Origin of the sequence: Sarcina ventriculi, assembly GCF_900456775.1 — a bacterium.
GTDB classification, from domain to species: domain Bacteria; phylum Bacillota; class Clostridia; order Clostridiales; family Clostridiaceae; genus Sarcina; species Sarcina ventriculi.
In genome coordinates this window covers 294,209-317,592 of record NZ_UAUL01000007.1, presented here as the reverse complement: position 1 = coordinate 317,592, position 23,384 = coordinate 294,209, and the positions used below count along the sequence as shown (strand labels likewise).

Below are 23,384 nucleotides of genomic sequence, written 5' to 3'. Positions count from 1 at the left end.
TTTACTAAAGATAAATAAATCAAGTTAAACAAAATGTATTACAATAGCTTTAAAGGTGCAGTCTATTTCTAGGCTGCACCTTTTTGTAAATATAAATAAAAATGTTATTATCTTGATGTATCAGAACTAGTTGTAGCATCTGCTTCAGCACTAGAACTAGTAGTGGAATTGAATCTAACATCTTTAGCTAAAATAAGACTTAAATTACTATTTAGTGTGGAAATAAAAGCTATTAAAGTTAGAAGTTCATTTTTAGTAAGCGTATTTGATACTGAATAAGCAGTTGCGGTGGCTAAAAAACTAAGTTCTAAATCAGTTAAATCAAAAATAGTCATAATTATTACCTACTTAGAAATTATATTTTAAAATAAATATCCTTTTTATTAAGTAAAAAAGTTTATTATAATTTTATGGAAAATATTTATGATTTATGATACTTTTTAAATATTATGATTAATTTTAAGAAAGGACTAAAGTAGTTGCTTAGAATTAATGTGGATTTTAACACACAACTAAAATAGATAGATTGTGTATTTAATTTATAAAAAGACTCTAAGTAATGATATATAATTTTTATGAGAGAGATAGTTTTAATTACAGGGGCTACTAGTGGTATTGGATATGAGTTTTCTAAAATATTTTACGAAAAAGGCTATAATTTAATTTTGATTGGTAGGAATGAGAGTGTTTTACAAGAGATGAAATCATGTATGGGGGAGAAAAGAGTTATAACTTATTCTTGTGATTTATCAAAAAGTGAAAATGTGAAAAATTTTTTAGAATTTGTGGATAAAAATAATATAGATATAGATATTTTAATTAATAATGCAGGGATTGGTTTTAATGGCTATTTTAATGATATCTCATGGGAGAAAAATGAAACAATTATTAATACTAATATAATGGCTTTAACTTTTTTAACTAAGGTAATTACAGATAGAATGAAAAAAAGAGGAAAAGGTAAAGTTTTGAATGTAGCATCAACAGGTTCGTATGAACCAGGACCCTTAATAAATGTTTATTATGCAAGTAAAGCATATGTTTTATCTTTTTCTCAAGCATTAAGACAAGAACTTAGAGATTTTGGAATAACTGTTACAACACTTTGTCCTGGGGCTACTAAAACAAATTTTTCAAGACGGGCAGGAAAAGGTGATTTAAATGTTGCTATGAGTGCAGAAAAAGTTGCTAAACAGGGGTATAAAGCTCTAATGAAAAATAAAGCTATATGTATCCCTGGTAATTTAAATAAATTTTTAGTATTGGGGTGCAAAATAGCACCTTCATCAATAAGTGCTAAGATAGTAAAAAATATTCAAAAAAAAGCTATGATGAATAAAGCATAATAAAGGTCTTAAATTCTAAAGATATATTTGTATTTTAATATATTTTGGAGGTGTTTTATGAGCATAGATGAAAATTTTCCAAAGAGTTTTCCAAAGCAACATCAAAATAAGCAACCAGGTAGTGAAAGTCAAATGAATCCAATGCCTATTTATGATGCGCCAGAATATCATAATGATGGCAAAAGGTTAAAAGGAAAGGTTGCAGTAATAACTGGTGGAGATAGTGGGATTGGAAGAGCAATTTCTCTAGCTTTTGCTAGAGAAGGTGCGAAGGTTTGTATAGTGTATAAAGATGAGCATGAAGATGCTAATAAAACTAAAGAGTTAGTTGATAAAGAAGAGGCAGATTGTCTTTTAATAAGTGGAGATATTGGTTGTGAAGATTTTTGTAATGACTGTATAAATCAAGTTATGAATAAGTATAAAAGTATAGATATACTTATAAATAATGCGGCTGAGCAGCATACTGTAAATAGTTTAGAGGAATTAACGAAAGAGCAATGGGAAAGAACTTTTAAAACCAATATATTTGGACCATTTTATTTAACAAAAGCTGCTCTTCCTCATTTAAAGAAGGGTTCCTCAATTATAAATACTGTATCAATAGTAGCATATAAGGGACATGAGCAACTTATAGATTATTCTGTAACAAAAGGCGGACTTGTTGCATTTACTAGGTCTTTAGCTAAAGGATTAGCAAGTAAAGGAATAAGAGTTAATGCTGTTGCACCAGGGCCTATATGGACACCTCTTATACCAGCTTCTTTTGATGAGCAAAAGGTATCAAAATTTGGTTCAACTAATATTATGGGTAGAGCTGGTCAACCAGTTGAACTTGCACAGGCATATGTGTTTTTAGCATCTCAAGGAGCTTCTTATATAACAGGAGAAGTTATTCATGTAAATGGTGGAGACATGGTAGAGACATAAAATAATTATTTTTAAGGTATTGTTACTGCTTATTTTAACAATACCTTAATTTTTTGTATTTTATATAAAATAGTCCTACTTTTTATGATATTATTTATATATTAGATATTTATAAAAGAAAAGATAATTTAAATTTTATTTTGTAGTTTAGTAAATGGTTTAACATAACTTTATTAAAAGAATTTAAATATAAGGATTAAAATTTTAGTAATTGTTCTAAAATTATAGATACATAGAGGAAGGTTTGATTTAAAGTGAGACAAAAAATTAAAGATGGAAAAAGAATAGTTATAAAGGTTGGAACATCAACATTAACATATGATAATGGAGCTATAAACTTTAATAGAATAGAAAAATTATCCATGGTAATTTCTGATTTGTGTAATATGGGAAAGGAAGTAGTATTAGTTTCTTCAGGTGCTGTTGGGATTGGTTGTGGAAAACTTAGACTTGATAAAAAACCTGAAACTATAAAAGAAAAACAAGCAGCGGCAGCAGTTGGACAATGTGAGCTTATGCATATATATAGTAAATTCTTTGCAGAGTATGGTCATGTAGTTGCACAAATATTATTAACTGGAATTGTTTTAGATAATAATGAAATGAAGGAAAATGTTTGTGCAACTTTTGAAACATTGATTAAACAAGGTATTGTACCTATTGTTAATGAAAATGATGCGATATCTAGTTATGAAATGGAAAATGTAAAGAACTTTGGTGATAATGATACATTATCAGCCATAGTTGCAAAACTTGTTAATGCAGATACTTTAATAATACTATCTGATATTGATGGATTCTATGATAAAGACCCAAGAAATAATTCTGATAGTAAAATGATAAAAGAAATTCATGAAATAACAAAAGATATAGAGGATTTTGCAGGTGGTGCTGGAACTAATAGAGGTACAGGTGGAATGAAAACTAAGATTTCAGCAGCTAAAATTGCAACAAGTGGTGGAACTAACATGGTTTTAGCAAATGGAGAAAAACCTGAAATATTATTAGATATAATTGAAGGAAAAGAAATAGGTACTGTTTTTGTTGGAAAAAAGGAGGTTTAGTTTATGAATGAATTAGAGTTAAAAGGGAAAAGGGCTAAAAAAGCGTCTTATTTTTTATCAAATTTATCAAGTGAAGAAAAAAATAATGCACTTAGGAACATAAGTAAAAAATTAGTTGAAAGAAGCGAAGAGATTATAAAGGCAAATAGCTTAGATATTTATAATGCTATGGAAAAAGGTACATCTAAAGCTATGTTAGATAGATTAAGTTTAGATAAGAGTAGAATAGAAGATATTGCACAAGGTGTTTTAAATATAGTTTCTTTAAATGATCCAATAGGTGAAGTAACATCAATGTTTAAAAGACCAAATGGCTTGAAAATAGGTGTTCAAAGAGTACCTATTGGGGTTATAGGAATTATATATGAGGCAAGACCAAATGTAACTGTAGATGCAGCAGCACTTTGTTTAAAATCAGGTAATGCAGTTATTTTAAGAGGTGGAAAGGAAGCGATAAATTCAAATCTTAAAATAGTTGAAATAATGAATGAGGCTCTAAAGGAATGTAGCTTTGAAGAAGGTGCGATAAATATTTTAGAAGATACATCAAGAGAAATAGCTAAGGAATTTATGAAACTTAATAAATATTTAGATGTTTTAATTCCAAGAGGTGGAGCAGGATTAATTAAAAGTGTTGTTGAAAATGCAACAGTTCCAGTTATAGAAACAGGGACTGGTAACTGTCATATTTATATAGATGAACAGTGCGATATAAATATGGGAAAAGAGATAATTGTAAATGCAAAAACATCAAGACCATCTGTATGTAATGCCGCAGAAAGTCTTTTAGTTCATAAAAATATAGCGGAAAAATTTTTACCTATTGCTATAAAAGAATTAAAGGAAAAAGGTGTTGAAATAAGGGGCTGTGAAGTAACAAGGGAAATTTTAAAAGATAGTGATATTAAAGAAGCAACAAATGAAGATTATGCAACAGAATTTTTAGACTATATTTTATCTGTTAAAGTTGTTAATGATATAGATGAAGCAATAGAGCATATAAATAAATATGGAACAAAACATTCTGAGGCTATAGTTACAACCAATTATTTTAATTCAGAAAAATTCTTACAAAGAGTAGATGCAGCAGCAGTTTATGTTAATGCTTCAACTAGATTTACAGATGGTGGAGAATTTGGTTTTGGAGCTGAGATTGGAATAAGCACACAAAAGCTTCATGCAAGAGGGCCTATGGGACTTAAGGAACTTACAACTAATAAATATATAATCTATGGAAATGGTCAAATAAGGTAAATAAAGAAGCACTCTGATAAAATCAGAGTGCCTTTTTATTTATAAGAAAATTAAATTCATTTTAAAATTACATTGCAGAAGCAAATATTCCTATAACGTCTTCCTTACTTCCTTGTACTGGATTTGTAAGAGAACATACATCTTTTAAAGCGTTAGTAGCTAGAGTGTCAAAATCTTCTTCTTTAACACCTATTTCTTTTAATCCTGATGGAATTCCAACAGCTTTAGATAATTTCTTTATAAGTTCAACGCAAAGGTTAGCAGCATCTTCAGTTGTTAATCCTTCAACATTTCCACCCATTAATACAGCAGCTTTAGCAAGCTTTTTAGCAGCCATTGGGTTTTTAGCATTGTATGATTGAACATGTGGAAGTAATACCGCGTTACATACTCCGTGAGGTAAGTTATAGAATCCACCTAATTGGTGAGCCATTGCATGAACATATCCAAGAGATGCATTATTAAATGCCATTCCTCCTAAATATTCAGCATAAGCCATCATATCTCTAGCTTCTAAATCTTTTCCGTTTTCAACTGCTCTTAATAAATAATCGCTAACTAATTTAATAGATTTTTCAGCACAAGCATCTGTTATTGGGTTAGCTATTGTAGAAACATAAGCTTCTATTGAGTGAGTTAAAGCATCCATTCCAGTTGCTGCTGTTAATCCTTTTGGCATTCCTACCATTAATTTAGGATCGTTAACTGCTATAATTGGAGTTAAGTGTTTATCAACTATAGACATTTTAACGTGTCTATCTGTATCTGTTATTATAGCGAATAAAGTCATTTCACTACCAGTACCAGCAGTTGTATTTATGCTTATTAAAGGTAATTGAGGTTTTTTAGCTTTATCAGCACCTTCATAATCTTGGATTTTTCCTCCATTAGTTGCAACTAATGCAATACCTTTAGCACAATCGTGGGAAGAACCTCCACCTAAAGATATAACAAAATCACAGTTATTATCTTTTAATATTGCTAAACCATCATTAACATTTTTTACAGTTGGATTTGGTTGAACTTCGTCATAAAACGCATAAGAAACATTTACAGAATCTAAAATATTAGTAACTTGTGTAGCTGTTCCTATTTCTCTTAAAACTTTATCTGTAACGATTAAAGCCTTTTTAAAACCTAATTTTTTGATTTCTTGACCAGCGTCTTCTAAACAATTTTCTCCTAGTAAACTCATTAAAGGCATGTAAAATTTATATCCCATATTATTTCTGTTAACAAAATTTATAAAACTTATTATGTATTATGTAAGCTTATAAACTGTAACAGTCCACCTCCTGTCATTAAAAGATTAATATTCATTTTATTATATATTGTGTTTTATTTTAAATTTAATTAATTATCCTTGTTAGAAATTTATTGATAAGATTATAAATATTCAATAAATTGATGTAAATTAACTAACTTAGTTAAAAATTTAATTAATGTTTGCAAACAATATCTATATAGGTAATAATAATTTATATAAGCGATATTTTCTATCGCATTTTTGTTTAAAATAGTCGATTTTTTTATATTAGTAAAAAATAATGATTGGGGATAGAGCTATGAATATTTTTAATAAAGAATTGAAGTTGACCAATGAGTTAAAGACAGATTTTTTAAGAATTTTTTACTATGATTTTGAAGAAAACTATAAAGAAAAATATAAAACATATGAATATATTAGATTATGTATTGTATTATCAGGAGAAAAAAATATAAAAATAGGGAAAAAAAGATATAAGTATGATAAAAATCAAATAATGTTGCTTATACCACATTCAGAAGTAGAAATAGAGGTATTAGAGCCAACTAAAGCTTTGGTTATAGAAATAAGTGACAGACTTATAGAGGAAGTTAAAAGTAAAATTAAATTGAATTTAGATATTAATTCTTATAATAAATTTAACGGTTTATTATTAAGAAGGAGAGATATTAGATTTAATAGCAGTCTAAAAAAAATTTTAGATATTTCTCTTAGTGATTGTGAAGATAAGAGTTTTTTATTAGATTTATACTCACAACAATTAATTTATGATATGTTACATATGAAGGAGATAAATTTTATATTAGATTTTAGTTTTAATAATCCAATAAATAGAGCAATAAAAATGATGCGGGATAGTATATTTGAGAAAGTAACTATAACAGATATAGCACAAAAACTTAATATGTCAGTATCTAATTTTTCATCAAAGTTTAAGAATGAAGTTGGTATAAGTCCTAATATATATTTAAGAAGATTAAAATTAAATGAAGCTAAGAATATGTTAAAGTTTAAAAATGTTACAGAGGTTTCTATGGCTTTAGGATATGATAATATATCTCATTTTATAAAATTATTTAAAAAGTATTATGGTATAACTCCAAAGCAATATTTTTTAAAAGAAATTTAGAAAGGCTAGAATTAAGAAGTAAATAAAAAAAGGGCTAAGCCCTTTTTTATGCATTTAATTTCTTCTTTGGTCTTAAAAGATACATCATAAGTAAAGAAATTAAAGTTAAAATTATAAATATAACAAATCCAGTTGCATATCCGCTAAGGTTACCACCTGAAATAAATAGTGTAAGTGCAAGTGGTACAAAGAAACCACCAAGTCCACCAAGTCCACCTACCCATCCAGAGGCACCACCCATTGCTTCTGGAACTGCATTTGGAACCATTTTAAATACAGCAGCATTTGCTATACCCATTCCGATAGCTAAAATGATTATTCCAACTAATGCTAAAGGAAGAGAAAAAGCAAATGTCATTATTATAGAACCTATAAGTGTTACTATTAATGATAATAAACATATCTTTTCTCCAGAAAATTTATCTGACAATTTACCACCATAGACTCTAATTAATGATGCTAAAATTGAAAATATAGCAGTAAATATAGCTGCTGTTGTTAAATCAATATGGAAAAATGTTTCAAAATATTCTGGGAACCATGCAGTTAATGCTAAGAATCCACCAAATGTTGTGAAATATATCATAGTAAGAGCCCATGTTTTCCATGATTTACCTGAGATAGCTAAACTTTGAGTTACTTTAACTCTAGGGAATAGTTCTTGTCTGTAATGTTTTTCTGCGTAACTAATGGCATCTTCTTTTTTAAAACCTTTTTTTAGAAGTTGGAAATACCAAGCATTTTCAGCAATTAAAAAATAAAGAATAGTTCCAATAACTACAAATATTAACCAAGCTAAATATGTACCAGATAAGCTTAAAGAAGCTAATAAAAATGGAACTACTACAGTAAGTATTCCAGGTCCTAAATTACCTATACCACCATATATTCCAAGAGCAATACCTTGCTTACTTTTTGGAAACCAATATGATGTTTGAGATATTCCTACAGAGAATGTCGCAAGTCCACAACCAGCAACTAGTGAGAAAATTAACACAAGTAAATAGTTGTTTGATAGGTCATGTCTAAAGAAAGTTATAAGTATGTATAATCCAAGCATTCCTAATATGTAAAGTATTAAGAGTACAAATAATGGTTTTTTACCACCTGTTGTATCAACCCAAGCTGAGAAAGGAATTCTAAGTAAAGAACCTGATAATGAAGGGGCTGCAACAAGTAAAGAAATTAACATAGGGTTTAAATGAACAAAGATCTCTTTAAAAATGGTAGCAGTAGGTCCAAAAAGAGATACAACTGTACAACCTATGAAAAAACCTAAAGTTGGTCCAATTAAACCTCTAGCAGGGTTACCTTTTAGTTTAAGATTTTCCATATATTTTCCTCCAATCGAAAATAAAAATATTATTTTAAAAAAAATTGTTTAAACTTTAACAAATTTTATATAAATAAAACTTGGATAATAAAAATATAAAAAAATATTTATAATATGAAGTTTATGTAATATTTTTTGCTTAATAGTTTAAAATATTAAGAAAAATATTAAACAAAAGCATATGATAATAAAATATCATATTTCTTTAAAAAAGAAAATACGTTAACAACAAAAAAATTTACAAAATCTTAATATGTCAATTTAAAATATGAAAATGTGATTATCATCATGGTATGATTTGAAAAAATATGATAGAATAATAAAAAATGATAAAAATTTAACAATGATTCAAGAAGTGGAGTGATTTTTATGGAGATAAAGCAAACAACTTGTAACTTTTGTGGTCTTGCTTGTAATATGACCTTTTACGTTGAAGACAATAAAATAGTTAAGGTAATGCCAACTGAACATTATCCAGTTAATAAAGGGTTTTCTTGCATAAAAGGTTTAAACTTAGATAAACAAAACACAAAGTATAAAAGACCTAGTTTACCATTGTTAAGAGATAAGAATGGTGAGATGAAAGAAATACAATGGGATGAGGCTTTTAAAACTTTTGCAGATAAGATAAAGGAATCACAAGAAAAGTACGGAAAAGAAAGTGTTGCCTTTATAAGTACTGGTCAATTAATGACAGAAGAAATGGCGCTTCTAGCTCATATAGTAAGAGACTATTTACAAGCTAATGGAGATGGAAATACAAGACTTTGTATGTCAACAGCAGTAGTTGCTCATAAACAGGCTTTTGGTTTTGACTCACCTCCATATACTTTAAATGATGCAGAACTTTCAGATACAATAATAATAATAGGTGCAAATCCAGTTGTTGCTCATCCTATTTTTTGGGGAAGAGTAAAAGAAAATAAAACTGCTAAAAAGATAGTAATAGATCCAAGAAGAACTGAAACTGCTTTAAATGCAGATGAGTGGTTAAACATAAAATCTAAAGGTGATTTAACTTTATTATATACTTTAGCAAATGTTCTTATTGAAAAGGATTGGATAAATAAAGAATATATAGATAAATATACCGAAAATTTTGATGAATTTAAGAAGCATGTTCAAAAATACACTTTAGATGATGTTGAGGAAAAGACAGGGATATCAAAATTACAAGTTTTAGACTTAGCTAGAACAATTCATGAAGGAAAGAGAGTATCTTTTTGGTGGACAATGGGTGTTAACCAATCTTATGAAGGGGTCAGAACAGCTCAAGCAATTATAAATTTAGCTCTTATGACAGGGAATATAGGAAGAGCAGGAACAGGTGCTAATTCTTTAACTGGACAATGTAATGCAATGGGTTCTAGAGCATTTAGTAATCAAACAGGTCTTTATGGTGGAGCAGATTATGCTGATATGGCTCAAAGAGAAAGAATTGCGAAAATTATGGGAATGGATGAATCTATGCTTCCTAAAAAACCAACAATACCATATAACGAGATAATTGAGAAATGTATATCAGGTGATATTAAGGTTCTTTGGATTCTTTGTACAAATCCTAGACATTCATGGGCAAATAACGAGCAATTTAAAAAAGCTGCTGAAGGCGTAGATTTTTTAGTTGTTCAAGATATATATGATGATACTGATAGTGTACAAATTTGCGATTTATTATTACCAGCAGTTCCAGCTATTAAAAAAGAAGGATTCATAATAAACACAGAAAGAAGAATGTCTGCTGTTAAACAAATATTAAAGAGAGAAGAAAATGAATTAAGTGATTTTGAAATTCTTTTAGGAATTGGTGAAGCATTAGGAATGGGAAGTCAACTTGATAATTGGAGAACTCCAAGACAAGTATTTGAGATGCTTAAGCAATGTACAGAAGGAATGCCTTGTGATATAACAGGTGTCGATTTTGAAATGTTAGAATCTTCAAAAGGAATTCAATGGCCATTTAAAAAAGGTCAAAAATTAGTTGAAGATGAGAGAAGACTTTTTGAAGATGGTAAATACTTCACTAAAAATGGAAAGGCTAAGTTTGTTTTTGAAGATGTGAGTAAAAATGAAAATGAACCAAGTGAAGAGTTTCCATACGTTTTTAATAGCGGTAGAGGAACAGTTGGGCAATGGCATACTCAAACAAGAACTAGAGAGTTTGATGTATCAAGAGCTATATATCCAAAACAGTCTTATGTTGAAATAAATACTAAATTAGCTAAGAAATTTGATATAAAAAGTGGTGAAAGAATTTTAATTACAAATCAATATGGTAAATCAAGTGCGTTTAATGCTGTTATAACAGATAATGTTAAAGAGTATGAACTATATGCTCCAATACATTATATAGAAACTAATGCTTTAACACCATCAATATATGATCCATATTCAAAAGAACCTTCATATAAAACTGTAACTGTAAAGATTGAGAAAATAAATTAGGTGGTGCAAATTGATGAAAAGAATAAAAATAGATAGAAAAAAATGTGTAGGTTGTTTAACATGTACCACAGCTTGTATAGTATCTCATGGTGGTGTAGAAACAAGAAGTAGAATAGCTACAACAAGTCAAGGAAAATACACTCCTATATTTTGTAGACATTGCACAAAGCCTGAATGTGTTTATACTTGTATGTCAGGTGCTATGCATAAAGATGATGAGACTGGGTATGTCCTTTATGATAAGGAGAGATGTGCAAGTTGTTATATGTGTATAATGGCTTGTCCTTATGGAGTTTTAAAGGAGGATTCAAAAGCTCATAAAGAAATATTAAAATGTGATATGTGCGTTTCTACTAAAGAGGGAACACCTCAATGTGTTGCTAAGTGTCCAATGGGTGCAATCACATTAGAGGAGGTAGAGTATTAATGAAAAGATATATAGTAATAGGTGCGTCTGCTGCTGGAATAAGTGGTGCTAAAACTTTAAGAGAAATAGATAAAGATGCTGAGATAATATTAGTTTCAAAAGATACACATGTTTATTCAAGATGTATATTGCATCATTATATAAGTGGTCATAGAACAGTTGAAAAACTAGATTTTACAACAAAAGATTTCTTTAAGAATAATAATATAAAATGGCTTAAGGGATTAGAAGTTTTAGATGTTGATTCAAAAGAACATACAGTAAGTTTATCAAATGGAGAAGTTTTAAATTACGATAAACTTTTAATTTGTAGTGGAGCATCATCGTTTATACCTCCAGTGGAAAATTTAAGAACTGCTAATAATGTAATTGGTCTTAGAAATTTAGATGATGCAGAAAAGATAAAAGAACTTGCTAAAACTATAAAAAGTGCAGTTGTTTTAGGAGCAGGATTAGTTGGAATTGATGCTGTATCAGGATTAATAGATCAAGGAATTGATATAAGTTTAGTTGAAATGGGGAATAAAATATTACCACTTCAATTGGATGAGTATGCATCAGATGTTTATAAACAAAAATTTAGAGAACATGGAGTAAATTTAAAATTAGGAGTGAGTGCTCAAAAGCTTTTAGTTGATGAAAATAATAACCCAAAAGCTTTAGTTTTAAATACAGGAGAAGAAGTTCCATGTGAGCTTGTGGTAGTGGCTACTGGGGTTAGAGCTAATGTATCATTCTTAAAAAATGGTGGAATTGAAACAGATAGATTTGGACTTATAATAAATGAAAAGGGTGAAACTAACACTAGAGATGTATATGGAGCAGGAGATGTAACAGGAAGAAATCCTATATGGCCAACAGCTGTTAAGGAAGGAATAATTGCAGCTAATAATATGACAGGAAACGAATTATTTATGGAAGACTTTTTTGCCAAAAAAAATACCATGAATTTTTTAGGGATTCCTACTATGTCATTAGGTGAAGTAGAAGCTAGTGGTGAAGGATTTGAAATTGAGATTGAAAAGGATGATAAAAATTATAAAAAGATAATCCACAAAAATGGGAAAATTTATGGTGCTATAGTGCAAGGTGATTTATTCTATGTTGGTATTTTAACTCAGCTTATAAAGGAAAAGATAGACGTATCAAAAGTTAAGAAACCATTGTTTAATATAGATTATGCAGATTTCTTTAATATTAAAGAAAACTTTGAGTTTACTTATTAAAGAATAAAAGGAACATAGTACAATCTGTTGACTATGTTCCTTTAATATGTAGTTAAAGTGAATTTTATTTATATGTATACTTTATAGATTCTATGATATAAATTGTTGCTACTTATTAGATATAGGTTTTATAGTATTTACGATAGATAAGATAACTATTGCAAATATAGCTATAGAAGCTATTAAAAGTTCTATATATCCTATTGATTTTAATATAAGTGCAATCTGAGTATAATCTATCTTTTCAAAATAAACAGCTGCTTTAAATTGACAAAGACATGATATAGCAAGACCAAATGTATAACCAGCAAAAGATGGTCTAAATCCATCAGACACTACTTTAGGTAATTTAATGTATGAAAATAACGTCATAGTGATTGAAATTAAAAGCATACATGATAAAAGTTGTATATTTGTTTTACAAACTGCCAAATACCCTACTGTAAGTAAGCTAGCCGGTGCTGAGGTTATGCCATAATAAGGGTAAATAGCTTTAGGTAGAGAAAATTTTAAACATCTATATATAATTATAGGTATAATTATTATATAAGCTATCAAACAACACAACCATACTATTCTAGTATAAGGTATTAGAAATGTGTTAAAGTTAGATGCAGGTATTACTACACTTCCTACTAATAAAAGGAACCAACCAGGTGATATATTTTCAAGTTTTGGTTTTTTTATTGCATACATATACAAAAAGCTTAAAACTATAAAAATATCTAAACCAGCACCTATATACCATAAGATTTTACCTATTTGAACATTATATTCTGAATAAAATTTACCAACGGTCATAACTGTCATAGGAAAAGCTATATATGTACTATATAACTCAGGTCTTTTTACTTCGGCTAAAATGTTTTTAGGAAAGGCTAAAAGCTTTAAAAAGCCTAAAATAAGTAGAAATGCTCCAAGATTCATTAAGACAAATTGAACAGATTTTAAATCTATACTAGCATAAGCGTTAGCTAAGATTACTATTCCGAGGGCTCCTCCCATAAGACCTATTGGTAAGTTAGCAAAAAAATTTGTTTGATTAGAAGAAATATTGTTCTTACTTTTTTCCATAAATCCTCCTTTTTATATAAGTGTAATTTAATATAATTAAATTATATATTTAAATATATTATAAACTAAAAATCATTTTAATTATAGATGATAAGTTAGTTAATTATAAAAATTATTAATGATAGTAGTTTTATGATATTAAACATTTAATTTTTGGTATTATTAGTGTATAATAGTGAGAAAACAAAAATTATATAATAATTATTATCTGTATATTAAGAAAATTAGTAAAATTTTAGTAAAATTAATAATTAAATGTTATTTAAAGAGGAAGGTATTATTATGAAAACTATTTTTATAAATAACCATAAATTTGAAGCTTGTGATAGCGATAGCATACTACAAGTTGCAAAGAGAAATCACATAAATATACAAACATTATGTTATCTTGAAGAGTGCTCAAATATGGGGCACTGTGGAGTTTGTTTGGTAGAGATGGCTGAAACGGGTGAACTTATAAGAGCGTGTTCAACTCCTGTTGAAGATGGAATGAAAATCAAAGTAAATACTAATAAGGTTCAAAATGCAGTAAGAGAAAGAATTTCAGACATATTAAATCATCATAATTTTAACTGTGGAACTTGTGTAAGAAAAGGATCATGTGAATTATTTGATATTATAATTAATAATCGTGCAAAAAAGACAGCATATTTAGAATATAAAGATATAGAACCAGATACAAGGAGTGCTGCTATTGTTTATGATAAATCAAAATGTATAGAATGCGGAAGATGTGTGTCAACATGTAGAGATAAAAGTGGAACAGAGGCAATACGATTTACAAATTTAGATCGTTCTTTTGATGAAACTAAATGTATTTTGTGTGGACAATGTGTGGCTACATGTCCAGTTGGAGCATTATATGAAAAAACTCATTTAGATAGAGTGAAAGAAGCGCTAAATGATAAAAATAAACATGTTATAGTTGCAATAGCACCATCTGTTAGAACTGCTATTGGAGAAGAATTTAAGATGGGTTATGGCGTTGATGTTACTAAAAAGGTATATACTGCTTTAAGAAGTCTTGGTTTTAAAAAGGTTTTTGACTTAAACTATGGTGCAGATATGACTATAGTTGAAGAAGGGACTGAATTTATTGAAAGAATAAGAAACAATGGACCATTTCCAATGTATACATCTTGTTGTCCTGGATGGATAAGATTAGTAGAAAATTATTATCCACAATTATTACATAATATATCAAGTGCAAAATCTCCACAGCAAATGTTTGGTGCTGCTACGAAAACATATTATCCAACTATTGAAAATTTAAATCCAGAAGAAGTATTTACAGTTACTGTGATGCCATGTACAGCTAAAAAATTTGAAATAGATAGAGAAGAAATGGTAAATAGGGGAATAAAAAATATAGATGCCATTTTAACAACTAGAGAGCTTGCAAAGTTAATAAAAGAATCAAAGATGGATTTATATAATATGAAAGAAAGCATAGTTGATAAGGCTATGGGAGAATATACAGGTGCTGGAGTTTTATTTGGAACAACAGGTGGAGTAATGGAGGCTGCATTAAGGTCAATTAAAGATTTAACAGAAGGAAAATCTTTTGAAGAGGTAGACTATAAAGTAGTTAGAGGTTTTGATAATATAAAAGAAGCCTCAGTAACAATAAATGGGAACAATTATAATATAGCTGTAATAAATGGAACAAAAAATTTCGTTAAATTTTATAATAGTGGTTTATTAGATAAGAAGCAATATCATTTTATAGAAGTAATGGCTTGTCCTGGTGGGTGTATAAATGGTGGTGGACAACCTATATTAACACCAGAAAAGAGAGAAAAAATTAATTATAAAAAACTTAGAGCGGCAGTATTATATAATCAAGATAAAAATTTACCATATAGAAAATCACATAAAAATGAAGCTTTAATGACAATGTATAGAGTATATATTGGACAACCTGGAAATGATGTAGCACATGAACTTTTTCATGTACATTACAAAAAGAAACATGATTAATTATGGAAGTGAATTTAGATATATAAGTTAGGGCTGTTTAATGTCTTAAAAGTTAATGTTGGTTTTATTGGTAACAGTAAAATCAACATTTTTGCGCATTAAGATTGAAAAATGCTAAAAAATAGATTAGATTAGAATTAGAGGGATAATTATTATGAGGAAAATAACAATACATAGAGAAAAATGTGTAGGATGTTTAACTTGTACAGCTGCTTGTATGGTAGCCAATTTTGATGTTGATTCAAGAAGTAGAATTATATTAGATGCGAAAGGAAAATATAATCCTATCTTTTGCAAACAATGCGAAAGACCAGAATGTGTTTTTGCATGTCAAACAGGAGCAATGCATAAGGATGAAGAAACAGGTGTAATTATTTATGACAAAGAAAGATGTGAGAGTTGTTATATGTGTATAATGTCTTGTCCTTATGGAGTGTTGAAAACAAACGCTGTTAATTCAAATGTTATTATGAAATGTGATATGTGCAAAAGCACAAAGGAGAATAGTCCTAATTGTGTAGATAAATGTCCAATGGGTGCTATAACATTAGAATAGTTTACATAGGGAATTTTTAAAATGAAGTTGCTTTATTATAAAGTAAATAATAGAAAGAAGGTAAGATATTATGGTATCTTTAGAAGAAGCACAAAAATATTTATTAGATAATTCAAGAAAAATGGATACAGAAATTATAAACATATGTGATAGTCATAAAAGGGTTTTAGCAGAAGATATACATGCACCTTTTGATAATCCTCCATTTAATAAGTCACCTTTGGATGGATATGCTGTTATGGCTGAAGATTTAGAGAATGCATCAAAGGAGAATCCAGCTATATTTAAAGTTATAGATAAAGTTTATGCAGGTTATGTTGCTAAGGAAAAAGTAACTAAGAATACTGCGATAAGAATAATGACTGGTGCACCTATTCCAGATGGAGCAAATTGTGTTGTAAGACAAGAGAATACAGAAATAGATGGAGATGTAGTCAAAATTTTTGAGAGTCTTAAACCATATGATAATTTTTGTTATAAGGCAGAGGATTTTAAAGCCGGAACAAAGATTTTAGAAGAAGGTGAAATCTTAGATTCATCAAGAGTTATGTCTTTAGCTTCATTGGGATTTGATAAAGTTAAAGTTTACAAAAAAGTAAGAGTTGGAATAATAACAACAGGGGATGAAATACAAACACCAGGGACAGCTTTAAAGCCAGGAAAGATTTACAATAGCAATGGATATTTCTTATATACTAGACTTGTTGAACTTGGAGCTGATCCTGTAATATTTAATTTAGCTAAAGATGATTCTCAAGGTATACAAAATGCAATGGAACAAGCTTTTGATAAGTGTGATATATTAGTGACAACAGGTGGAGTTTCTGTTGGAGAAAAAGATTTAGTTAAAGAAAGTGCTAAAAATGCAGGTTATGAAATATTGTTTTGGAAAGTAAACATAAAGCCAGGATCACCTATGTTTGGTGCTGTAAAAGATGGAAAGCTACTTATAGGTCTTTCAGGAACTCCTGTTGCAGCTTCAACAACCTTTGAATTGACAGTAAGACCTATTCTTAGCAAGATGATTAACTGCAATGAGATAAATTTAAAACAGATAAAAGCTATTGCAGAAGATGAGTTTACAAAGGTCTCAGGAAAAAGAAGATTTTTAAGAGTGAAAATTGAGCAAAAGCAAGAAAATAGAGTTTACATAGAGCATGCATATCAAAGCCCAGGGCAAGTTCACACAATGTTAAATAGCAATGCAATACTTGAAGTTAAACCAAAAACATCTATTAAAAAGGGTGATTTAATAGAAGTTATTTTATAGGAGAATTTTTATGAGTATTAAAAAAAGTGCAGTTATATTATCTGGTGGAAAAAATTCGAGAATGGGATATGAAACTAAGGCTTTTTTGAAATTAAATGATAGGAAATTTATAGATTTAATAATAGAGTCACTAAAAGATTATGATGACATAATAGTGTCTTGTAATAAGTTAGAAGATTATAAATATTTAAAACAAGTTACATTCATAGAAGATGAAATAAAGGATATTGGTCCTATGGGTGGGATTTATTCTTGTCTTAAAAAGTGTAATTATAATAAATGTTTATTTGTTGCGGCAGATATGCCCTTTATAAATAAAAATGTTATAGACACTTTAACTTATTGCGAATTTAATGAAGATGCATTAGTTCCTATAGTTAATGGGAAAATTGAGCCTTTAGTTGCTGTGTATGATAAGAAAATAGTACATATTATAGAAGAATTGATCGATAATAATGACTTTAAAATAAGAAATCTTTTAAAACTTATAAATGTAAAATATATAGAAATAAATGACAATAAAGCATTTATAAATGTAAACACTAAAGAAGAATATGAAAATATTAAAAAAGAAGAGGAATAGGGTACTATGGCAAAAGTTATAAATATAATTGCCTGTAAATCTAATGTTGGTAAAACAACTTTAATTGAAGGTTTAATAAAAGAACTTAAATTAAGGGGACATAGTGTAGCAACAATAAAACATGATGCTCATGACTTTGAAATTGATAAGGAAGGCAAAGATACATGGCGTCATAGAAAAGCTGGTGCTGAGGCTGTAGTTATATCCTCTAAAAGCAAAATGGCGATGATAAAGGAAATTAAGCAGGAAATATCACTAGATGAATTGATTAATCTAGTTAGTGATTATGATTTTGTAATAGTTGAAGGTTATAAAAAAAGTTCTTATAAAAAAATAGAAGTTTTTAGAAGTGCAGTAAGTACAGAAATTATAACTCCAAAAGAAAAGTTAATTGCAGTAGCTAGTGATATTGAACTTAATTTAGATGGAGTTTTAGAGGTCAATATTAATGATTATAAATCTTTAGCAAATATTGTGGAAGAAATAGATTTGTAAAGTTTTAACAATATTATTAATATAAAAAATATTTAGGAGGTAAATAGAATGTATACAGTAGGAATTATAACAAGTAGTGATTCAGGGTATGCAGGAAAAAGAGAGGATAAAAGCGCAGAAGTTATAAAAAAATATGTAGAGAGTAGAGGCTTTAAGGTTGAAAAATATATTTTAGTTCCAGATGATAAGGAAATGCTTAAAGAAGCTTTTATAAAAATGAGTGATGATTTAAAGCTTAATTTAGTTTTAAGTACAGGTGGAACAGGTTTCTCTCCAAGAGACGTAACTCCAGAGGCTACTAAAGAAATTATACAAAGAGAAGCTCAAGGGATAGCAGATGCTATAAGAATGTATAGTTTACAAATAACTAAAAGAGCTATGTTATCTAGAGCAACATCTGGAATTAGAAATAAAACATTAATAGTGAATCTTCCAGGAAGTCCAAAGGCTTGTGAAGAAGCTTTAGATTTTGTTTTAGAGGATTTAAAACATGGAATTGATATATTAAATGAAACAGCTAAGGATTGTGCAAGAAAATAAATGAGGAAGTGGATTTAAATGAAAAAAGTAAATGTACGTGATGCAGTAGGAATGGTTTTATGCCATGACATAACACAAATAATACCAGGAAAATTTAAGGGTAGAGCTTTTCAAAAAGGACATATAATACAAGAAGAAGATATAGAAAAATTATTAAGCTGTGGTAAAGAACATATTTATGTTTGGGAGTATAAAGAAGGAATACTTCATGAAAATGAAGCAGCTGAAAGACTTAGAGATATAGTTTGTGGTGATGGAATAGAATTTGGAGCAGAAATAAAAGAAGGAAAAATAGACTTTTTTGCAAAAGAAGATGGACTTTTAAAGGTTAATGAAGAAGAACTTTTTAAGATTAACTCTTTAGGGGAAATGATGGTTGCAACAATACATAATAATACTCCAGTTAAAAAAGGTGAAAAATTAGGTGGAACAAGAATAATTCCATTAGTTATAGAAGAAGAAAAAATAAAAAGAGCAGAAGACCTTATACTAACTAAAATAATGGAAGTTAAAAAAATACACCCTAAAAAGGCTTACATGATAACAACAGGTAGTGAGGTTTATTCAGGCAAAATTCAAGATGCTTTTGGACCTGCTGTAAAGAGAAAACTTGAAGAATACAATTGTGAACTTGTAAGACAAGTAATTTTACCAGATGATAAAGAAAAAATAAAAGAGGCTATAAAGGATGCATTAAATGATGGAGCAGAACTTGTAATGTGTACAGGAGGAATGTCAGTTGACCCAGATGATATGACTCCGACTGCTATAAAAGAAACAGGAGCAGAACTTGTAACTTATGGTTCACCAGTTTTACCAGGAGCTATGCTTTTAGTTGCATATAATGGTGATGTTCCAATATTAGGGCTTCCAGGATGTGTAATGTACAATAAAAGAACTGCATTTGATTTAGTTTTACCAAGAGTATTAGCAAATGAAAAAGTTACTTTTGAAGATATAGCAAAACTTGGTCATGGTGGATTTTGTTTAAACTGCAAGGTTTGTACTTTCCCACATTGTTCATTTGGTAAATAGAATTAAGATTAAGTAAGAAGGTGTAGATTATGTCTAATGAATTTACTCATTTTGATAGTAAAGGAAATGCTATCATGGTAGATGTTACTGAAAAGCAAAAAACTGAGAGAGTTGCAGTGGCTGTTGGAAAAATAAAGGTTAGTAAAGAAACTTTAGATTTAATTTTAGCAGGAAAAATAGGCAAGGGAGATGTTTTAGGAGTTGCAAGAGTTGCAGGTATAATGGCATCAAAGCAAACATCTAATTTAATTCCTATGTGCCATCCACTTATGTTGACAGGAAGTGGTATAACATTTGATATAGATGAAAAAAATTTAGAAATAAATATAACAGCTACAGTTAAGGTTTTTGAAAAAACAGGTGTTGAAATGGAAGCTTTAACTGCTGTAAGTGTTGCGGCTCTTACAATTTATGATATGTGTAAAGCAGTAGATAAAAGAATGGTCATAGGAGATATTCATCTCTTAAAGAAGACCGGCGGAAAAAGTGGAGAATTTAATTTTTAGACAGAAAACTTTATAGTAATTTTTATTATATCATTATAATAATTATGTAGTATCCCTAAAAGTTCAATCATATATTTTAGTTTAGAATAATAGTTATTTATATAGCTTAAAAGTTACTAGATTTAAATATATTTAGGTTGAGTTTTTGGGGGTATTTTATTTATGGAGAAAGATACTAATAAGAAACATATAAAATTTGATACATCTGTTCAAATTTTAAAATATGAAGTTTTAAAAAGAGTAGCTGAAAATGCATTTAATGACACATTGGATAAAAATATTTTAAGTATAGCAAAAGAAGTTGTTGATGATTTAAACCCTAATGTTAGATGTTGTATTTATAAGGAAAGAGCTATTGTCCAAGAACGAATAAAGGTGGCTTTGGGAGGGGATAAGCTTAATGATAATGTTATTGAAGTTATAGATATAGCTTGTGATGAATGCTCAATAAATAGATTTATAGTTACAAATGCGTGTAGAGGATGTTTAGCTAAAAAATGTCAAGAAAGTTGCAGATTTGGGGCAATAAGCTTTGATAGCAAAAAATCTAAAATAGATTATTCTAAGTGTAAAGAGTGTGGAAAGTGTAAAGAAGCATGTCCTTATGATGCCATAGCAGAAGTTAGAAGACCGTGCATGAAATCTTGTTATCCTAAAGCATTATCGTATAATACTGAGAGTAAAAAAGCAGTGATAGATAATAATAAATGTATTCAATGTGGAGCTTGCGTTATTAATTGTCCTTTTGGAGCAATAATGGACAAATCATCAATAGTAGATGTAATAAATCTTATAAAGGATAATTCTAAAAAAGTTTATGCAATTATTGCACCAGCAATTGCTTCACAGTTTAAAGGAAATCATATAAATAAAGTTATAACAGCCATTAAAACATTAGGGTTTGATGATGTTTTAGAAGTAGCTTTAGGGGCTGATTTAGTAGCACTTCATGAGTTTAATGAATTTGCAAACTATGGGGAAGAATCATTTTTAACATCAAGTTGTTGTCCATCTTTTGTTTCATTTATTGAAAAAAAATTCCCAATGCTTAAAGATAATATATCAAATACTGTATCTCCTATGATAGCTATTGCAAGGCTAATAAAGAAAAACGATGAAAATTCTAATATTGTATTTATAGGTCCATGTATAGCAAAGAAAATGGAAATATTAAGAGAAGAGATAAAAGGAGAAGTTAATTACGTTATGACATTTGAAGAACTTTTAGCAATGCTTGATGCAAAAGATATATGCATAGATAAGTGTGTTGATGGTATGAGTGAAAATGGTTCTCTTTATGGAAGAATGTTTGCACGTTCTGGTGGAGTGTTAGAAGCTATAAAGCATGTAGTTAACGAATATGGACAAGATATTTATTTTAATCCACAAAGTGCAAATGGAATAAAAGAATGTGATGCTAAGCTTATGCAGGCTAAATTTAAAAGAATTCAATGTAATTTTTTAGAAGGAATGATTTGTACTGGAGGATGTATAAACGGGCCTGGTACATTAAATCATGATATTAAAAATAATAAAGAAGTAGATATTTATGGCAAGGAATCAGACTATCAAAATATAAAAGACTCTACTGAAAAATATAATGATTTGATGTTGGATTTAAAAAAGTATAAAGATAGATAAATTTTCAAATTGATAAATAAAAATTTATATATAAGTGTATAAAACCATATTTTTAATACAATGTTGATTTTAGAGAAGATAAAAAACTTAATTTTTAAACTTATCTAAATCAACATTTTTTATATGGTTAAAATATTAAAACTTTATATATAGAGCTGTTTAAAATATTTAATGATTTTTATAGCATAAAATAGCATCAACTCTTTTAACATGTTGATTAAATTTAATCCATCTTCGTCCTATCCATTTCCAACCACTTAAAAAACCTCTGTCAAATCTATCTAAATAAGCCCAGTAACCTCGTCCATTTATTTCCCATATATAAACTAAATTATTAACACAGTTTCTTATATAAGATGGAGGTACGTATTTGCAAGGGTTTTCACTAGAATATCCAGGGCCATGAGCGGGACCTCCTTGATGTGGTGGTTTTGGTGGTGGACATTTATGAGTTCCATCATAATCTATTATTTTTACATTTTTACTATTTTTTAAAGGTAATTTAGAAGGTGGTGGACTTGTTGGAGGTTTATCGTAATTATAAGAAGGTGCAGGGCCCCTTTCATCTTCTAAAAAATCATAGTCATCATTATCATAATTGTTATATTCATCATAATAATCAAAGCTTCTTTGATTTTCATCAGATACATCTTCTCTAGGAGATTTTGGTTTACAAGAGCCTTGACTGCCACAACAGTTTTTCTTATGCATAGACCAAGGGTAATTCCAATTCCATGGAAAATGATTAGACCAAGGATAATTCCAATTCCATGGCCACCAAGGTCCTTGCCATGGAGTAAATGGTGGGAATGGAGGTCTTAATTTAGTTACATCTAAATAGGGAATTTTTATTTTAGCAAATTTAATTGGTTTATTTTTATCATCAGTCTGTTTAGATTCTTGGGAACCCCTGTAATCATAGTCACTAAGATAATTATAATTAGGATAATCATAATCGCTTAAATAGTTATACGATTCATCAAAATCATACTCGTCGTAATTATCATACTCATAATAGTCATCAGTATTATAGTCTTCTCTCAAATCATAGTCATATGTTTCATCAGTAATACTCATATCTGTTAAGGAATCTATGTCTTTATTTTCGTTAAGAGATTTTAAAAATTCATCAGGATAAATAATTTCCATAAAAAACTCCTAAATATTAATTATATTATAAGATATGTAATATTTGTAATTTTATGATTTTGTTAATAATATTTTGTTCATACTTAATAATGTTGACAAAACATTATATATATATCATAATGTTAAAGTAAATA

The 23,384-nt window shown here is 28.8% G+C and carries 22 protein-coding genes; 17 read left to right on the top strand and 5 right to left on the bottom strand.

Features of this window, described 5'->3' with window-relative positions; genetic code table 11:
* Positions 1-107 precede the first annotated feature (107 nt).
* Positions 108-335, bottom strand: coding sequence for a hypothetical protein (locus DR020_RS05685; RefSeq protein ID WP_112365468.1), 228 nt, complete (start codon positions 333-335; stop codon positions 108-110).
* Positions 336-575: 240 nt separating this feature from the next.
* Between DR020_RS05685 and DR020_RS05680 the strand changes: the two genes are divergently transcribed.
* From DR020_RS05680 to DR020_RS05665, 4 genes are all read left to right on the top strand, one after another.
* Positions 576-1,346: an SDR family NAD(P)-dependent oxidoreductase gene (locus DR020_RS05680; RefSeq protein WP_112365467.1), complete on the top strand. Its 771-nt coding sequence runs from the start codon at positions 576-578 to the stop codon at positions 1,344-1,346.
* A 57-nt stretch (positions 1,347-1,403) separates the two neighbouring features.
* The gene (locus DR020_RS05675; RefSeq protein WP_112365466.1) at positions 1,404-2,276 is read left to right on the top strand and encodes an SDR family oxidoreductase; all 873 of its coding nucleotides are present in this window, start codon (positions 1,404-1,406) and stop codon (positions 2,274-2,276) included.
* 254 nt (positions 2,277-2,530) lie between these two features.
* Positions 2,531-3,340 carry a glutamate 5-kinase gene (gene proB / locus DR020_RS05670; RefSeq protein ID WP_112365465.1) on the top strand — a complete coding sequence of 270 codons (810 nt, stop codon included), beginning with the start codon at positions 2,531-2,533 and terminating at the stop codon, positions 3,338-3,340.
* A 3-nt stretch (positions 3,341-3,343) separates the two neighbouring features.
* Positions 3,344-4,594, top strand: coding sequence for a glutamate-5-semialdehyde dehydrogenase (locus DR020_RS05665; RefSeq protein ID WP_112365464.1), 1,251 nt, complete (start codon positions 3,344-3,346; stop codon positions 4,592-4,594).
* A gap of 67 nt (positions 4,595-4,661) precedes the next feature.
* Here DR020_RS05665 and DR020_RS05660 read toward each other — a convergent pair whose 3' ends face one another.
* Complete coding sequence (locus tag DR020_RS05660) at positions 4,662-5,816, bottom strand: iron-containing alcohol dehydrogenase (protein WP_055258844.1); 1,155 nt, start codon at positions 5,814-5,816, stop codon at positions 4,662-4,664.
* Between the two features lie 343 nt (positions 5,817-6,159).
* Here DR020_RS05660 and DR020_RS05655 point away from each other — a divergent pair, with 343 nt between their 5' ends.
* The gene (locus DR020_RS05655) at positions 6,160-6,990 is read left to right on the top strand and encodes an AraC family transcriptional regulator (RefSeq protein ID WP_160110451.1); all 831 of its coding nucleotides are present in this window, start codon (positions 6,160-6,162) and stop codon (positions 6,988-6,990) included.
* Positions 6,991-7,036: 46 nt separating this feature from the next.
* Here DR020_RS05655 and DR020_RS05650 read toward each other — a convergent pair whose 3' ends face one another.
* Positions 7,037-8,323: an MFS transporter gene (locus DR020_RS05650; protein WP_112365462.1), complete on the bottom strand. Its 1,287-nt coding sequence runs from the start codon at positions 8,321-8,323 to the stop codon at positions 7,037-7,039.
* 369 nt (positions 8,324-8,692) lie between these two features.
* On the opposite strand from DR020_RS05650, the gene DR020_RS05645 reads away from it, so the two are divergent.
* Genes DR020_RS05645 through DR020_RS05635 form a run of 3 tightly spaced genes read left to right on the top strand, consistent with a single transcriptional unit; the run spans position 8,693 to position 12,421 of the window.
* The gene (locus tag DR020_RS05645) at positions 8,693-10,768 is read left to right on the top strand and encodes a molybdopterin oxidoreductase family protein (RefSeq protein ID WP_112365461.1); all 2,076 of its coding nucleotides are present in this window, start codon (positions 8,693-8,695) and stop codon (positions 10,766-10,768) included.
* 13 nt (positions 10,769-10,781) lie between these two features.
* Entirely contained in the window at positions 10,782-11,195 is a 414-nt protein-coding gene (locus DR020_RS05640; RefSeq protein ID WP_112365460.1) for a 4Fe-4S dicluster domain-containing protein, read from the top strand.
* A complete protein-coding gene (locus DR020_RS05635) occupies positions 11,195-12,421 on the top strand; it encodes an NAD(P)/FAD-dependent oxidoreductase (protein ID WP_112365459.1) in 1,227 nt (408 codons plus the stop codon). Before DR020_RS05640 ends, DR020_RS05635 begins: the two co-directional genes overlap by 1 nt.
* A gap of 108 nt (positions 12,422-12,529) precedes the next feature.
* Here the strand turns inward: DR020_RS05635 and DR020_RS05630 are convergent, their stop codons facing one another.
* On the bottom strand, positions 12,530-13,495 hold the full coding sequence (locus tag DR020_RS05630; RefSeq protein ID WP_112365458.1) for an SLAC1 family transporter: 966 nt from the start codon (positions 13,493-13,495) through the stop codon (positions 12,530-12,532).
* Positions 13,496-13,777: 282 nt separating this feature from the next.
* Between DR020_RS05630 and DR020_RS05625 the strand changes: the two genes are divergently transcribed.
* From DR020_RS05625 to DR020_RS05585, 9 genes are all read left to right on the top strand, one after another.
* Entirely contained in the window at positions 13,778-15,475 is a 1,698-nt protein-coding gene (locus DR020_RS05625) for a ferredoxin hydrogenase (protein ID WP_112365457.1), read from the top strand.
* Positions 15,476-15,629: 154 nt separating this feature from the next.
* Entirely contained in the window at positions 15,630-16,031 is a 402-nt protein-coding gene (locus tag DR020_RS05620) for a 4Fe-4S dicluster domain-containing protein (RefSeq protein ID WP_112365456.1), read from the top strand.
* Positions 16,032-16,101: 70 nt separating this feature from the next.
* A complete protein-coding gene (locus tag DR020_RS05615; RefSeq protein WP_112365455.1) occupies positions 16,102-17,301 on the top strand; it encodes a molybdopterin molybdotransferase MoeA in 1,200 nt (399 codons plus the stop codon).
* Between the two features lie 10 nt (positions 17,302-17,311).
* Positions 17,312-17,884 carry a molybdenum cofactor guanylyltransferase gene (locus DR020_RS05610; protein WP_112365454.1) on the top strand — a complete coding sequence of 191 codons (573 nt, stop codon included), beginning with the start codon at positions 17,312-17,314 and terminating at the stop codon, positions 17,882-17,884.
* Between the two features lie 6 nt (positions 17,885-17,890).
* Positions 17,891-18,379, top strand: coding sequence for a molybdopterin-guanine dinucleotide biosynthesis protein B (mobB, locus tag DR020_RS05605; RefSeq protein WP_055258822.1), 489 nt, complete (start codon positions 17,891-17,893; stop codon positions 18,377-18,379).
* Between the two features lie 48 nt (positions 18,380-18,427).
* On the top strand, positions 18,428-18,919 hold the full coding sequence (locus DR020_RS05600) for a MogA/MoaB family molybdenum cofactor biosynthesis protein (RefSeq protein ID WP_055258820.1): 492 nt from the start codon (positions 18,428-18,430) through the stop codon (positions 18,917-18,919).
* An 18-nt stretch (positions 18,920-18,937) separates the two neighbouring features.
* Positions 18,938-19,954 (top strand): molybdopterin-binding protein, encoded by a 1,017-nt coding sequence (locus DR020_RS05595; RefSeq protein WP_112365453.1) that lies wholly within the window; start codon positions 18,938-18,940, stop codon positions 19,952-19,954.
* Between the two features lie 29 nt (positions 19,955-19,983).
* The gene (gene moaC, locus DR020_RS05590) at positions 19,984-20,460 is read left to right on the top strand and encodes a cyclic pyranopterin monophosphate synthase MoaC (RefSeq protein ID WP_055258816.1); all 477 of its coding nucleotides are present in this window, start codon (positions 19,984-19,986) and stop codon (positions 20,458-20,460) included.
* Between the two features lie 162 nt (positions 20,461-20,622).
* The gene (locus tag DR020_RS05585; protein WP_112365452.1) at positions 20,623-22,101 is read left to right on the top strand and encodes a 4Fe-4S dicluster domain-containing protein; all 1,479 of its coding nucleotides are present in this window, start codon (positions 20,623-20,625) and stop codon (positions 22,099-22,101) included.
* Positions 22,102-22,269: 168 nt separating this feature from the next.
* On the opposite strand, the gene DR020_RS05580 is transcribed toward DR020_RS05585, so the two are convergent.
* A complete protein-coding gene (locus DR020_RS05580) occupies positions 22,270-23,250 on the bottom strand; it encodes a hypothetical protein (RefSeq protein WP_112365451.1) in 981 nt (326 codons plus the stop codon).
* Positions 23,251-23,384 lie beyond the last annotated feature (134 nt).